This window comes from Ammoniphilus sp. YIM 78166 (assembly GCF_004522215.1).
GTDB lineage: Bacteria > Bacillota > Bacilli > Aneurinibacillales > RAOX-1 > YIM-78166.
The window spans coordinates 134,553-146,988 of record NZ_SDLR01000005.1; the positions used below are offsets into that span (position 1 = coordinate 134,553).

Genomic DNA, 12,436 nt, shown 5'->3' on the forward strand with positions numbered 1-12,436 from the left:
CTCCGAGGTAACGATCCCCGGTTAGTTGAATAGAATGCAGAAAATTAGTTCAGAATATCCTGTGTAAGTTTTCAAAGTATCTCCTTAAAGGTTCACCTTCCAAGTGGTGAGCCTTTTTATTATTGAAATAGAGATACTAATAATTACCGTTAATAGTGAGATACTGTAAATACTTGGATAACTAAACCGTGTTTTGGAGGAAACTACTTTGAAAACTGAACATAATATTAGACTTACTTCAACTGAGATAGCTAATCTGTGGACTAATTACATGCATGACTCTCTTAGTAGCTGCGTTCTCTCCTTCTTTTTGGAGAAAACAGAGGATACAGAAATAAAATCAGTTTTAGAATATGCCTTGAGTTTATCTAAAAAGCACATTCAAACCATTACCGATATATTTAATCATGAAAATTATCCTATTCCTGTTGGTTTTACAACCGAAGATGTGGACTTAAAAGCGCCAAGATTATTTTCAGATACGTTCCACTTAAATTATGTTTACCATATGACCAAAATGGGACTTACTTCTGATACACTTGCGTTATCTTTAGCGGCAAGGTCTGATGTCCGCGACTATTATTCAGAGTGTATTGCTTCCAGTATAGAGTTACAGCATAGAGCAGTTGGTGTACAGCTTTCAAAAGGGATATATATAAGACCGCCATATATTACAACTCCAAAATCAGTTGATTTCGTTAAACATCAAAGTTTCCTCACAGGTTGGTTTGGAGAACGAAAGCCGTTACTTGCTATCGAAATTATGCAACTACACCACAACATACAAACCAATGCTATCGGTAAAGCAGTGGTAATGGGATTTAGTCAAGTAGCCAAGACAGCCGATGTTCGTGATTATATGGTAAGAGGAAAAAAGATTTCAACCAAACACATAGAAATTTTTGATTCCCTCCTAACTGAAAATGACCTACCTGTACCTATGACGTGGGATTCTGATGTAATGGACTCTACCGTTCCAGCATTTTCAGATAAACTAATGATGTTTCATACATTTTCTTTAAATTCAAGTGGAATGGGTAACTATGGATCAGCGATTTCTACAACAACACGAAGGGATTTGGTAACTCATTATATCCGACTTAATACAGAGGTTGGACAGTATGTAGAAGATGGGGTAAACATTATGATTAAACATGGTTGGATGGAACAACCCCCACAATCGATTGACAGAGATGAAATAGCTAAGGATTAATATTTATCAGAGCATCTTCCTATTAATAGGAGAAGATGCTCTTTATTTAACATACTTCAATCTATCCTCCTTTTAGTGCAGCAACACAAAGGAGGATGCTGGCATCCATATATCGCTATTATGGTTTGGTCTAGTTCATACCAATATTTCTCCCATTCAACAATTATTAATCTGTCCCAGGTAGATTAATGATACATCCTATTGCGCTAAACTCCCGCTACCACAGCAACGAACTCAAGGGACGGATGCTGAACCATTGATACCCAATAGGAGCCTCTCAGCTCCTTAGAAATTTCTAATAAAGTTCTCTTCGGCGTTCTTCCCGTAAATGTACGTTGTAGATGTATTTTATTGTCCAAGCATCCCTGAATAACATCCAATAGCGTTATTGTTTATCCCATTGCTCCTTAAAAATTAAGTTATCAATAGGCAACCGTTTATTCCACCCTACAGTCTCAAACTCGGGTTGATCTTGGAATTGATCTGTGTATCCAATAGAGAGTAAACCAATGGGCTCAATATGGGGGGGAATATGGAGAATCCTTCGTATATCCTGCTTCTTATAAAACGAGACCCATCCAACCCCAAGCCCCTCTGCCCGTGCAGCAAGCCATAGATTCTGTATCGCACACACTACCGAGTATGCATCGGTTTCAGGTATGGTATTTCGCCCTAGTACATGTTCTCCATCTCTTACAGGGTCACAGGTAAAACAAATGGTAACAGGGGCTTCGAGGATACCTTCCACCTTTAGTTTAGGATACAATAGCGCCCGTTGACCCTCAAAATATCTTCCTGCCACCTCTACTTCTCTTGAAATCACATGATGTAGCTGTTGCTTCACTTCTTGAGAACGAACCACAATAAAATTCCATGGCTGCATGAAGCCTACGGAAGGTGCATGGTGGGCTGCTTCCAAAATTCTTCTAAGCTTCTCCTCCTCGATTGGATGGTTTAAAAAAGAACGGACATCGCGGCGACTATAAATCGCCTGATAAACACCTTGTCTGTGATGCGCTTGAAACTCATGGCGGGTCTCAATGGGTAAATGAACCGTAACCGCCACTTCATCTACACCGCGTTGGGTTAACTCATCCAATGAACCAGATACACCGGCTTGCTCAAAAGTAGCCATTTCATGTGCAATTCGTACGGCGGATCTCAGAATAGGAAGGGTAACCGCTGCTCCACTTCCTTCCCCAAGACGAAGGTTGAAATGAACGAGTGGTTGCAATCCTAAAAGTTTATTCACTAGGACATGACCTGGCTCCACAGATTGATGGGAGGCAATGAGGTAATGCCCACAGTCAGGAGTCATTCGAACCGCGGTTAGTGCTGCCACGGCCGTAATAAAACCGTCCACCAATACAGGAATTCGTGCCGCGGCTGCCCCTAATACAAGACCCACAAGTCCTGCAATTTCTAACCCTCCTACTTTAGACAATACATCTACCGGGTCGGCCGGGTGGGGTGAATTGACCTCGATCGCTCGTTTAATGACCTTAATTTTCCTTTCTTTCCCCTCATCATCCACTCCCGTTCCAAGTCCAACCACTTGCTCAACTGGGATCTGTCCAAGAACAGCGAGCATCGCACTACTCGCCGTCGTATTTCCAATTCCCATTTCCCCCAACGCAATCAGCCTAGCGCCCTTCTCAATCACTTCTTCTGCTACCTCGATCCCGATCTCTATCGCTTCGACCGCTTCCTCCCTTGTCATAGCCGGTCCTTGAGCCATGTTATGGGTACCGTATCGTACCTTCCTGTTCAGTAAGCCTTGTAGTTGCACCACTCCGTTTACACCCACATCCACAACCTGTACGGAGGCATGGGAGACTCGAGACAAAACGTTGATCGCTGCCCCACCAGCTAAAAAATTACATACCATTTGCTGCGTCACCTCGGATGGGTAAGCAGACACCTCCTCCGTCGTTACACCATGGTCCGCTGCCATGACCACGACCACAGAGGGATCAATATCGGGTCGTGGGTTCTTGGTTATCCCGGCTATTTTAATGGCTAGTGTTTCTAATACCCCAAGACTTCCCAGTGGCTTTGTTAGCCTATTTAAGTGCTGTTCCATTTGTTTCTGCACTTGAGTATCCAACCCATCAATCAAGCTCATCGTTTTCTTTAGTTTTTGCATCATGCTTCCCCCTTTGTTGGTAACTCCCGACCACGCAAAAAACCCCAGCTTCAAATAAGCTGGGGTTGTGCCATACCCTACTTGCAAACTTCTCTTAGGCAGGTCTCCTGACTCCGATTCCTCACATGCTGCGCCTTCCCAGTTTCCCAGTGGCATTGCAGCAGCTCCTCGACTACAGTGGCGGGCTCCGCGTTGTTTCAAAACTTCCCTATTCTCCCATATTAGGGCACCTAATGAAGACTATACAATTGTAATACACAATCCCACTTAACCATAAATCCAATAGAATGGCAATACTTTTATTAGTAATATTCTCCAACATAACCCAAAAGACTAATGCATTGGATCTTCAGTAGAATTTTTTCTCTGTTATTTTTTTGTCTATGATAAACAGTAATTATTCCGTGCCTTAGATAACTACATAGCTGGATTGTAAAGGACTCTATCTACTTCTTCATACGCTGCATCGATTAAATCATCCAATTCCTCCCGTTGAGTATTCAATACCTTGATTTCTAACCATAAATCCTCCTTACGATTCGTTTCGTCCCTATCAATTAGTTCATAAATGAAGTCAATTTTATCGTCCAGATCATCTCTTCTGGTATTCCATTGCTTAATTTGATCAAACAATTCGCCCTGAAAAAAATTCATTTAATCAACTCCATCTCGTTTTGTTTGATATCCTAATTTGTGGTTATCTTAACACATAAGAGAAAAACTTATTCCATAACTTTCCAATGATGAGATGAAATTTCATGGCTGATTACAGCAAAAGTTAACCGCTCATTATAACCACGAAAACTTTGAGATTATGAAAGAGTTGATTTATTATTGTGTTATCCTCCCGTTTAGCAACAGCAGTGCCTATCGAAGCAGCCTCAGGAAAGTATCAATTCCAGTACTTAAATATACATTCACAATTCATTCAGATTGTTATAGGTTAAGCGAATCATGTATAACCTCCTTTGGTGCTGTACCAAAGGAGGTTATTGGTTTTCCAAAAAGGTTATAGCCTGAGTAATTAATGTTTTTTGATCATTAACCATTCCACGAAAACCCAGAGAACATTAGCAGTCAAGGTGTCCATTCCAGGATTATGGTTGAAGCCCCATAACATTTATTAGAAGGGGGAATCTTATTATCAACTAATCAATCTACTCGATCAATTTTGATAACATCGTCCAGTTTTTCTATTTGCTTAAAAATAAGTTGAAGTTCCTCTTGATTCCCCTCGACCATAATCAACATATTAGATAAATCTTGTTGTTCGGAAGGTTTGACCACCATGTTGTCTATATTGAGTCCTGGTTTTGATAATAAACCCACCAAACGGACCAACACACTTGGACGATTGTAGAATAACACCTTGACTTGCATTTCATCCATCACCTTGTTATTAACCCACCTTTTCCTCGGGATCTCTTTCTGCTTTCCCTTCTTTTCTCTTGAGTCTAGCCACGAGGTATCCTAAAACAGCCCCGCCAAAAGCTGGAATGACCCACCCAATGCCTACCACATATAGTGGGAGATATTGTTGATAAATCGAAGTGATCGTTTCCAATCTAAGACCGGCTTGACTCAGGCTGTCCACAAGACTGACAAAAATAGTTGCGATCAAAGCTCCTTGATAAACCTCTGCGTGCCCTTTAAAGCGATGGTGAAAAAAAGACAGCAGGACCAGCACGATCGCGAGCGGATATATGCCGATCAGGACAGGAACAGAAAGTTTGATGATCTGCGTCAAACCGATATTTGCCAGCAATGCACTAAAAAGAGTCAATATGCTAATGATTATTTTATAGGAAACGGCGGGAAAAATTTTCGCAAAAAATCTCCCGCATGCTGCAACCAATCCGACCGATGTCGTTAGGCAGGCCAACGTTACAGCCAGTCCAAGCAGCATGGTACCGGACGAGCCGAATAGCAGGTAGGCTACGTTCGAGAGAATTTCCCCGCCATTCTCGGAAACACCAAGGATTTCAGAACTGGAGCCTCCAAGAAAAGAAAGGGAAAGATAGACAAGGGCCAAACCCACCCCGGCGATCATTCCGGCCTTCAACGTCGTTGCCGCCAATACTTTATGGTCCTTTATACCCCGTTCTTCAATGGCGGAAATAACAACCATGCTGAATACGAGAGCAGCAATCGTATCCATGGTTAAATATCCTTCAATGAACCCTTTGAAGAAAGGCGCTTCCTGATACGCTGGCTCCGGATTTCCCAATTCGCCGATCGGCGAGATGAAACTTTTGATAACCAATAAAGCGATAGTTCCCAACAATAGGGGTGTCAATACTTTTCCGATTCGATCGACAAGCTTGGACGGATGGATAGAAAACCAAAATGTGATGCCGAAAAATACAACCGAGTACAGAAAAAGTGCTGAGGGCTGCAGTCGGATTTCCTCTGGCAAAAAAGGGGAAGCTCCCATTTCAAAAGCAACTGTACCGGTTCGCGGAATACCGAAAAGCGGACCGATGGCCAAATAAACAACAATGGTAAATACGATTCCAAAAACAGGATGAACCCGATTAGCTAAGGCTTGCAAACTGCCCCCTGCCATCCCAACGGCGGCTACAGATAAAAGCGGCAGCCCTACCCCGGTAATCAAAAATCCCACCATGGCAACCCAAAGGCTTGTACCCGCCGCCTGCCCGAGAGCTGGGGGAAAGATGAGGTTGCCCGCACCAAAAAACAGGGCAAATAACATCAATCCTATAGCTACCATTTCTTTTCCAGATATTTGCTTCATTGTATCCTCCCCCTCCCGTTCTTTTTTAAGAATCGGGATCATCTAACCACATTTTACGAATCATGCATGCAGGTTGGGCAGGAGCAGGAAGGCACTGACTCCAGTACTCCAATTTGTGCTTCGTTCATTCTCCCTGTCTGACGCGGTGATCAAGAGACAGGCAGAGATTCATCATATCACGGATCCCAATCATATTGTCAATGACTACCGGTCGCTTGACATTCGCTTCGACACTCGAGATCGTCGCCTGCGGTTGATTAATAATCGGGGTAGACAGGACCAAACGAACGAGCCCGTATTATTGACGGTAAATGTAACTTGCCCGCCCCGGCAATCACTTCCGCTTTTAACTGGGGAATCGTTTCATCATTAATAACCCCTCCTAACGCGTAGGGCGAACCGCGCAATTGATACGATCCATGTTAATGTCCGTAACAATCAGCTTAGCCCCTTCCTCGTGAAACCGGTCAAATTGTTGGATTCGAAAGCTTTGTAAGCTGCTCCCTTCATCCCTCTGTACACGTAAATTTAATAGATCTATTTTTTTCTATTGCAAGATTAATACCAAAAAGTTCCTTATAATCGTTATCACAATAACACTCGTTTTTTTGTTTCTTTATCTGCAAATTTTTGCAGTGTATGCAAGATGTTGCATGCATTTGTCATAATTATCCCTGTATATTCAGCAAGCCACTGGATACAACAAAAAATTTCTGATCATCTTTAAAGTGCCGATATTAGCCGAGAAAACTTTAAAAGTGTGGTGCGGTCGTTGGTTAAGAGAAGTAGACGAAGGAATTTATCAGTGTGGACTAGAATACAGCCTTTCATTTTTTCATTTGTTTGCGGTTCTCTAGTCATGGGGGATGATGATATCTATGAATTGTATAAGGCTGCCCCTAATGCAAAAATTATTTCCATCCATAAAACCTCATTTTAGAGGAGTTCACGGACATACGTTCCTTTATTTCATCAAAATTCAAAAGTAGATCCTCTAAAATGAAGAATTAACGGAACCAATAGACCGCTTTTATCGAGAAACTCCCCTTTTCAACTCAAATAGTGGATCGTATGTCCTTATAAGTATGATTGCACTATTCTGCTGCCCCGATCGGAACAAATAAAAAGACAGATGCAAGCAGGTTACTAGATCTTCCTTTTATAGTAGCAAGTTCGCTTTTGTTCTTGCTGGATATTTTTCAGGAAAGACAATCGAGGGTTCGTCTTACTTCCTCTCGTATTTATTAAAAGACATCCCATAATTGCTTACCGATCAAAACAATCGTTACTCCAATAAATAGTGGACGTATATAATTTGTACCTTTACGGATGGCAATTCGAGATCCAACTAGCGCCCCTACAACCATAGCTAACCCCATCATTAATCCATATGAAAAATTAACAGAACCTAAACAGATAAACGTAATTAAACTAGCCACATTACTAGAAAAATTTAATGCTTTGGCATTTCCCGCAGCAGTTACAAAGTCAAATCCAAGCGAGAGAAAAGCAAAAATCAAAAATGAACCCGTTCCTGCTCCGAAGAATCCGTCATAGAAACCGATAACGAACGCAACCAAAGTACTGATGTAGCCTGTCTTTTTGTTTATTCCTGAATACGTGGAACTTTTTCCCCAATCTTTTTTAAACACGGTAAATATTGCTACTCCAATAAGCAGAAAAATGACTAATGGCTTCAGAAAAGAAGATGGCACTTGTCGGACCGTAATGGATCCTAAGACCGCTCCTATCAAGGAAAAAGGAATGAGGTATTTTACCAAGTGAAAGTTTATTTTTCCCGAACGGATAAAAGAAATGGTACTGGTCAATGAACCCATTGTAGCAGCCAGCTTGTTTGTTCCTAATACCATTGGAAGAGGAAGTCCGGTAAGTAAGAGAGCAGGAATAGAAATGAGTCCCCCTCCCCCCACAACAGAATCAATAAAAGAAGCTAAGAAACCCAATCCAACTAAAGCGATTAACATTTCAACAGTTACATCATTCAAGATAAACACCTCCTCACATCATCATAAATTGCGAGGAATCATCAGTCTAATATATAATTTAATAGTATTCATAGATGATATCTATATATCTTAAGGAGTGACGATGAATTTACATGCATTGAGAGTATTTTTTGAGGTTGCTAATAGAAAAAGTGTAACGGGTGCAGCTATTCACCTTGCCATTAGTCAGCCTTCCGTGACCGCTCAGATTCGTAAGCTGGAAAAAGAAATTGGATTAAAAGTTCTTGAAGCGTATGGAAGAGGTATACGTTTGACCGAGGCTGGTGAATTGATTTTTCTCCACGCCCAACGTCTATTTGCTGTGGAGAAAGAATTAGAAAGGAAGATCGATGACTTTCGGGAGGGGAAAATTGGAACATTGAAGTTAGCTTCGACTGGACTACCTGCTAATGTTTTATTCCCAAGATGGGTGGCTTCTTTTAAGAAAGTAAATCCAGATATTGATATTATCTTAACTGTTGTCAATTCTAGTGAAGCCAATAGGCAGTTATTACACTATGAAGCTGATTTGGCTTTCATAGCAGGTATATCGAAGCATCCAGATATTCATTATGAAAAGCTGTTCGACGATGAACTTTGGTTTATTGTACCAAAGGGTCACCAATTAGATTCGAGAGAGGCGAGCCTTGGAGAAATGATGGAAGAACCTTTCTTCATGCGGGAGGAAGGAAGTAGTATTCGGGAACAACTCTTAGCCCTATGCCGAATCCATGATATCTCTCCACCGAAGATGTCCCTACGATATAATGGGATGAATATGTCCATAAAAACCATTCAAGAGGGATATGGAGCCATGTTAGCTCCTGCTCTTGTAGTGAAAAGTATGATCGAAAAAGGAGAAATTGGGCGTGTCTTTATAGAGGGCATAGATCTTAAGAGACCCATCTACTTCTGTTCAAGAAAAGATGACTTGTTTTCCCCCACCTCACAAGCATTTTATGAATTGGTGAAAAGGCTATCTATGAGCTAGACCTATTCCGCTATCTCCCGTTAGGACATTCCAAAGTCTTTATGAAGGGCTACCCGGATGGGACCTTCCGACCGTCGAAGTGAGTGAAGCCGAGTTTATGGTAATGCTGTTTGAAAATGGCGAGTAGTTCACAAACGGTAGGAGAGTAGCCTATTCATCTTTTTTCACTTTAGCTCTTATCCTGACCTCTTTATAGGAGGGATAAGGGAGTACACTTGGAATTTGAATAAGGATTAAGCGGGTATCCTCGTTTGTACTTGCTTCGATTTTTAAAGAATGAAGTGAAGTCGCTTCAACTACGACAAACATATGTGAATCTACTGACTTGGTTTCATTTTGAAAATGCCAATTCGATTTCCCTTCAACAACAAGGCTGGCGATGGAGTAGCCGTCAGGTATATCATGCTCGAACTTTTGTCCAGCGGATATCGTGACATCCCACATCTTGGAGTCAGCAACTAAATGAACGGGAGAGTGATGGCCAACTATGGTTTTAACGGTGATACCATTTTTTGTTGTTACTGGCAGTTCGTGATCCTCATAATCAGCATAGGTTGGGGTAGCATAGTTGGATTCTCCCATGAATGGTTCAAACCAAATTTGAAACCCCGATGTACCTTTTTCATATTTCTCGGAGTGTTGAACTCCGCTACCTGTTTGCATCACCTGTAAGCCCCCAGTGTTAAGGGTTCTCTCATTTCCAAGGGTATCTTGATGATGTACTCTTCCTTTAAGAAGGTACGAAATGATTTCAAATCCTCGATGTGGATGAGGAGGGAGGTATGCATCTTCTTTTGCTTGAAACCACGCCCAATAAAATAGGGTTCCTACACGATCGACAGTTGATCCTTCACCTGGAAATCCAATCGGCTTCTGCTCCACGAGTTTTCCTTCGTCAAACCCACCTGATACCTGTTGATCTGTTGAAAAAACACGCATAGACATAAACATCATCCTTTCTTAATGTCCGGGTCATCCATTTAAGAAGGGATGCCCCATGCGAAAAAATTCAGTTACCGGTTAACTTACAAAGACTCGCAATCAACAGACGAAAACCACAGTTCGCGCTGTGGTTTTCGTTCATAAATAATTAACTAAATTACTGCATACCTTTCTTAACCCACTCAGCAATGGTAACTACGCGTTTAGCTTGATGCCTAACGGCGTTTTGATACGCCCCCACATCCCCAACCATTTGATTGTTTTGATCAACGGATACACTGGTACCATACGGATTTCCTCCAGCAGCAAACAAAGAAGCATCCGTATATCCCGGAGCGACAACAATAGCTCCCCAATGATACATGGTGGTGTATAGATTAAGGATGGTGGCCTCTTGACCGCCGTGAGCGTTTTGAGCAGAAGTCATCGCGCTTACGACTTTATTAACGGTTTTACCATGGAACCAGATACCGCCCGTCGTGTCTAAAAATTGCTTCATTTGGGATGCCACATTTCCAAATCGAGTAGGAGTGCTGAAGATGATGGCATCTGCCCATACGATATCATCAGGTGTTACGGTGTTGATACATGCCGTTTCCTCTACATGAGCTTTCCAAGCAGGATTCCCTTCGATTACCGATTGAGGAGCGAGTTCAGGAACCTTTAAGATTTTAACTTCGGCTCCAGCCTCCTCACCGGCAGAAGCAGCCCATTGTGCTCGAATAACCTGTAATAAACAATCGCAAGTTTGACAGGCATGATTAACCCTCCTGAAATGGTTTGCAATATACATTCCCACGCTTCCCTTCGCATCCAAGTATTAAACCCATGTGAACAGAAAAACGAAAAGGGATTAATTAGAGTCTTATCTAAGGCTAAAAGCGTGCTTCCGGTCAAAGCTAAATATTATAGTGACATAAGCCAAGAACGAAAGATCTGGCTCCCATCCAGCCATTGACCATTCAAAATAACTCAACATGGTAGAGGCAATCAGGAAAGATCCTACGAGCGATAACACCCCGGCAGCAAAATGCAATCCACCTTCCAATTTATTCAATCCAGTGATAATCGTTATTTAATATACTTAAACAGCAATAAGGAACAGTGATGCCACACTGCTCCTCAACAATCAATTATTGAACTTAACAAAACTACAAATGAGTCAGCTTGACGAGGAGGCCTCCATAATTAGGGGATTAAGCCTCTATGATTCCTCCATTTCGGCTCCTGGACGGTTTCAGTGAATCATTGAGCTACTATGATTCCTCCATTTCCACTCCCGAATGGTTTCAGTAAATCATTGAGCTACTATGATTCCTCCATTTCCTCTTCCGGACGGTTTCAGTGAATCATTGAGCTACTATGACTCCTCCATTTCGGCTCCTTGATGGTTTCAGTGCATCATTCGGCTACTATGATTCCTCCATTTCGGCTCCTGGACGGTTTCAGTGAATCATTCGGCTACTATGACTCCTCCATTTCGGCTCCTGGACGGTTTTAGTGCATCATTCGGCCTCTATGATTCCTCCACTTCCACTCTCTGACAGTTTCAGTGAATCATTCGGCTACTATGACTCCTCCATTTCGGCTCCTTGATGGTTTCAGTGAATCATTCGGCTACTATGATTCCTCCATTTCGGCTCCTGGACGGTTTCAGTGAATCATTGAGCTACTATGATTCCTCCATTTCCACTCCCGAATGGTTTCAGTAAATCATTGAGCTACTATGATTCCTCCATTTCCTCTTCCGGACGGTTTCAGTGAATCATTGAGCTACTATGACTCCTCCATTTCGGCTCCTTGATGGTTTCAGTGCATCATTCGGCTACTATGATTCCTCCATTTCGGCTCCTGGACGGTTTCAGTGCATCATTCGGCTACTATGACTCCTCCATTTCGGCTCCTGGACGGTTTCAGTGAATCATTCGGCTACTATGACTCCTCCATTTCGGCTCCTGGACGGTTTCAGTGAATCATTCGGCTACTATGATTCCTCCATTTCGGCTCCTGGACGGTTTCAGTGAATCATTGAGCTACTATGATTCCTCCATTTCCGCTCCTGGACGGTTTCAGTGCATCATTGAGCTACTATGACTCCTCCATTTCCACTCCCTGACAGTTTCAGTGAATCATTGAGCTACTATGATTCCTCCATTTCCACTCCCGGACAGTTTCAGTGAATCATTCAGCCTCTATGATTCCTCCACTTCCACTCCCTAACAGTTTCAGTGCATCATTCGGCTACTATGACTCCTCCATTTCGGCTCCTGGACGGTTTCAGTGAATCATTGAGCTACTATGACTCCTCCATTTCCACTCCCCGACAGTTTCAGTGAATCATTCGGCCTCTATGATTCCTCCACTTCCACTCCCTAACAGTTTC

11 protein-coding genes, 2 pseudogenes and 1 riboswitch are annotated in these 12,436 nt (G+C 42.3%); of the genes and pseudogenes, 4 read left to right on the forward strand and 9 right to left on the reverse strand.

Going from position 1 to position 12,436, the window contains the following annotated elements; translation table 11 throughout:
* Positions 1-208: 208 nt before the first annotated feature.
* Positions 209-1,213: a DUF3231 family protein gene (locus tag EIZ58_RS21805; protein WP_134703048.1), complete on the forward strand. Its 1,005-nt coding sequence runs from the start codon at positions 209-211 to the stop codon at positions 1,211-1,213.
* Positions 1,214-1,419: 206 nt separating this feature from the next.
* On the opposite strand, the gene EIZ58_RS33705 is transcribed toward EIZ58_RS21805, so the two are convergent.
* The 5 genes from EIZ58_RS33705 to brnQ form a co-directional block, all read right to left on the reverse strand.
* Complete coding sequence (locus EIZ58_RS33705) at positions 1,420-1,572, reverse strand: hypothetical protein (RefSeq protein WP_167577875.1); 153 nt, start codon at positions 1,570-1,572, stop codon at positions 1,420-1,422.
* Between the two features lie 26 nt (positions 1,573-1,598).
* Complete coding sequence (gene cobT / locus EIZ58_RS34185) at positions 1,599-3,359, reverse strand: nicotinate-nucleotide--dimethylbenzimidazole phosphoribosyltransferase (RefSeq protein WP_205672298.1); 1,761 nt, start codon at positions 3,357-3,359, stop codon at positions 1,599-1,601.
* A gap of 80 nt (positions 3,360-3,439) precedes the next feature.
* Positions 3,440-3,608: riboswitch (cobalamin riboswitch) on the reverse strand.
* A gap of 168 nt (positions 3,609-3,776) precedes the next feature.
* Positions 3,777-4,013 carry a hypothetical protein gene (locus tag EIZ58_RS21815; protein WP_134703050.1) on the reverse strand — a complete coding sequence of 79 codons (237 nt, stop codon included), beginning with the start codon at positions 4,011-4,013 and terminating at the stop codon, positions 3,777-3,779.
* A gap of 498 nt (positions 4,014-4,511) precedes the next feature.
* On the reverse strand, positions 4,512-4,748 hold the full coding sequence (gene ilvN / locus EIZ58_RS21820; protein WP_167577876.1) for an acetolactate synthase small subunit: 237 nt from the start codon (positions 4,746-4,748) through the stop codon (positions 4,512-4,514).
* Positions 4,749-4,758: 10 nt separating this feature from the next.
* On the reverse strand, positions 4,759-6,114 hold the full coding sequence (brnQ, locus tag EIZ58_RS21825) for a branched-chain amino acid transport system II carrier protein (RefSeq protein WP_134703052.1): 1,356 nt from the start codon (positions 6,112-6,114) through the stop codon (positions 4,759-4,761).
* Between the two features lie 115 nt (positions 6,115-6,229).
* On the opposite strand from brnQ, the gene EIZ58_RS35365 reads away from it, so the two are divergent.
* Positions 6,230-6,487 carry a hypothetical protein gene (locus tag EIZ58_RS35365; protein ID WP_483296333.1) on the forward strand — a complete coding sequence of 86 codons (258 nt, stop codon included), beginning with the start codon at positions 6,230-6,232 and terminating at the stop codon, positions 6,485-6,487.
* Here EIZ58_RS35365 and EIZ58_RS21835 read toward each other — a convergent pair.
* A pseudogene (locus tag EIZ58_RS21835) lies at positions 6,375-6,636 on the reverse strand (leucine dehydrogenase); the annotation flags it as partial. The gene EIZ58_RS35365 and the pseudogene EIZ58_RS21835 overlap by 113 nt on opposite strands.
* Positions 6,637-6,952: 316 nt before the next feature.
* Here EIZ58_RS21835 and EIZ58_RS34570 point away from each other — a divergent pair.
* Positions 6,953-7,039, forward strand: a pseudogene (locus EIZ58_RS34570) (MBL fold metallo-hydrolase); the annotation flags it as partial.
* Positions 7,040-7,358: 319 nt separating this feature from the next.
* On the opposite strand, the gene EIZ58_RS21845 reads toward EIZ58_RS34570, so the two are convergent.
* Positions 7,359-8,120 carry a TSUP family transporter gene (locus EIZ58_RS21845; RefSeq protein ID WP_134703054.1) on the reverse strand — a complete coding sequence of 254 codons (762 nt, stop codon included), beginning with the start codon at positions 8,118-8,120 and terminating at the stop codon, positions 7,359-7,361.
* Positions 8,121-8,223: 103 nt separating this feature from the next.
* On the opposite strand from EIZ58_RS21845, the gene EIZ58_RS21850 reads away from it, so the two are divergent.
* Positions 8,224-9,111 carry a LysR family transcriptional regulator gene (locus EIZ58_RS21850; protein ID WP_134703055.1) on the forward strand — a complete coding sequence of 296 codons (888 nt, stop codon included), beginning with the start codon at positions 8,224-8,226 and terminating at the stop codon, positions 9,109-9,111.
* A 150-nt stretch (positions 9,112-9,261) separates the two neighbouring features.
* On the opposite strand, the gene EIZ58_RS21855 is transcribed toward EIZ58_RS21850, so the two are convergent.
* Positions 9,262-10,056: a pirin family protein gene (locus EIZ58_RS21855; protein ID WP_167577877.1), complete on the reverse strand. Its 795-nt coding sequence runs from the start codon at positions 10,054-10,056 to the stop codon at positions 9,262-9,264.
* Between the two features lie 154 nt (positions 10,057-10,210).
* Positions 10,211-10,846: an NAD(P)H:quinone oxidoreductase gene (wrbA, locus tag EIZ58_RS21860; RefSeq protein ID WP_370297779.1), complete on the reverse strand. Its 636-nt coding sequence runs from the start codon at positions 10,844-10,846 to the stop codon at positions 10,211-10,213.
* Positions 10,847-12,436: the final 1,590 nt, after the last annotated feature.